Source organism: Moorena sp. SIO3B2, assembly GCF_010692525.1.
GTDB classification, from domain to species: Bacteria; Cyanobacteriota; Cyanobacteriia; order Cyanobacteriales; family Coleofasciculaceae; genus Moorena; species Moorena producens.
Genome location: NZ_JAAHHE010000704.1, coordinates 1 through 2,157, shown reverse-complemented (window position 1 = coordinate 2,157; position 2,157 = coordinate 1). Strand labels below are relative to the sequence as shown.

Genomic DNA, 2,157 nt, shown 5'->3' with positions numbered 1-2,157 from the left:
CTGCCAACTTTTTGAGCGCCCTTAATTCTGCCATTTTTCAGAAGTTGACGGACTCGTTGGACACAAATCCCTAGAAGAAAAGCTGCTTGGGTAGTTCCGACCACTGTCATTTTTTTTGCTCCTTTAAATAGCGCTATACTTAGCATAGCACATTATTTATGGTTGTGGGTAATTTTTACAAATTTTTACAAATTCATGCAGGGAATTTTAATAGCGCTAGTCTTTTAGGGGTGGTAAAGACTATATGGGATGATTAGGATTAATCGTAATACTATAGCGCTAATTTAATTTTGGGACTCATGGAAGCTTTCTATAGCGCGACCTTATTCAGGGCTTACGGGGTGTATAAAGTAATTGGATTTAATCTTTTTTTAAATAGCGCTATATTAACTTAGCCAAAAATTATCTAGCGCTATTTTTTGGCTAAGTTAATATAGCGCTATAGTTTGAGAAAATTCGGTGATAAAGAAGATTTACTAGCGCTACTCTTTTGGATGAGTCAAGGGTTGTATGGGATAATTAGGTTTAATTTCACACTTAAGCTAGCGCTATAGTAATTGAATTGAATCATGGACACACCCAGTTTATTGCCTCAGTTGCCGATGGATGTTATTAATTGCTCAAGCAAAATTATCACCTTTTGTCCTAACTGATGATTCCGACACTGCTGCTACTATAGACAAGCTAACAATAGGAGCAGTGATAGCTCGAAGAATGCGACTTCCCAGAGAAACAGCTATAAATCCAGCAGCAGTAGCTTGTTCTAGCTCTTGAGTTGTCCAACCACCCTCAGGTCCGGTAGCAATTACAATGCCAGGATGTTGAGCAGGGTCTGTTTGACCAGTATCCAATCGTAATCGTAAATCTAATAAGCAATTGAGTAGATGGGGAGCGTTTCCCCTAGCTACACAAATATAGCGATAGGCTTCTAGGGTTTCCGGTAAATGAAGACTATCGGAAAAGTCAACAGGGTCAAGAATTTTCGGCACAACTTCCCGTTCTGATTGCTCTGCTGCTTCAGAGGTGATGCGTCGCCACCTCTGAAGCTTTTGAGGGCTAGGATTGAGTAACGTGCGATCGCTTTTTAACGGCACAATCCGAGTAACTCCCAACTCTGTTGCCATCAGACAAATTTGCTCAAATCCACTCCCTTTAGGCATAGCCGCCATCAAGGTTACCTGTTTAGGCAATTCAGTTTGAATGTGCTCAGATGCGACAATTTTAGCTTGAGTCAAATCACCATTCAACTCGCTAACGTACCAGCCACCCTCTCCATCCATAGCAATAAAGCGATCGCCTTTTTTCAGCCGCAACACTCTAATTAGATAATGCTGTTGGGCATCAGTTAAAACAATCCCTTGGTCTTGACACTGTGTAGGTGATATCACCAACCGTTGCATAGTCATTACTGTTGCCGCAGTTGTAGGGAACTTTCGATTACATAACAATGGCAGAAAACAGGCTTCGATATTTTTGAATTTAGAATTTAGAATTTAGAATTTAGAATTTAGAATTTTGGCTCTTCAGTAGCTTTTATGCTAAAATTCCAGTTAAAAAACTCAGAAAGCTTAATCTACAGGGTAAATTAGGCTATTCAACATTTTAGAATTTAGAATTTAGAATTTAGAATTTAGAATTTAGAATTTAGAATTTAGAATTTAGAATTTAGAATTTAGAATTTAGAATTTAGAATTTAGAATTTAGAATTTAGAATTTAGAATTTTGGCTCTTCAGTACCTTTTATGCTATAATTGCCGTTAAAAAGCTCATAAAGCTTAATCTACAGGGAAAATTAGGCTATTTAACTGATAAAATTTTCTGAATACGGCCTTTGACCACTGTTATTTCCAGAGCCGCTTTTCCCTGTTACAGACTACAGACTGTTTATTTAGGATAACAAGTACGGAACAACCAGAATGTATAATTCATTCTAAATTCTAAATTTTACATTCTAAATTTTACATTCTAAATTCTTCATTCTAAATTCTTCATTCTAAATTCTTCATTCTAAATTCTTCATTCTGACAGACAACCTTCAACCTTCAACCTTCAACCTCCAAACCTTCAACCTTCAATTTCTCCACCAACTACCACATTCCGAATCCTTAAGCTTGGTCCTGCACAACCTACAGCTAAGCCGCTTTGTCCACCTTTACC

General features: G+C 37.5%; 1 protein-coding gene and 1 pseudogene. Both read right to left on the bottom strand.

What is annotated here, in order from left to right:
* A pseudogene (locus F6K38_RS40030) lies at positions 1–110 on the bottom strand (DNA-binding protein); the annotation flags it as partial.
* 510 nt (positions 111–620) lie between these two features.
* Positions 621–1,400: a 16S rRNA (uracil(1498)-N(3))-methyltransferase gene (locus F6K38_RS40025; protein ID WP_287360430.1), complete on the bottom strand. Its 780-nt coding sequence runs from the start codon at positions 1,398–1,400 to the stop codon at positions 621–623.
* Positions 1,401–2,157: the final 757 nt, after the last annotated feature.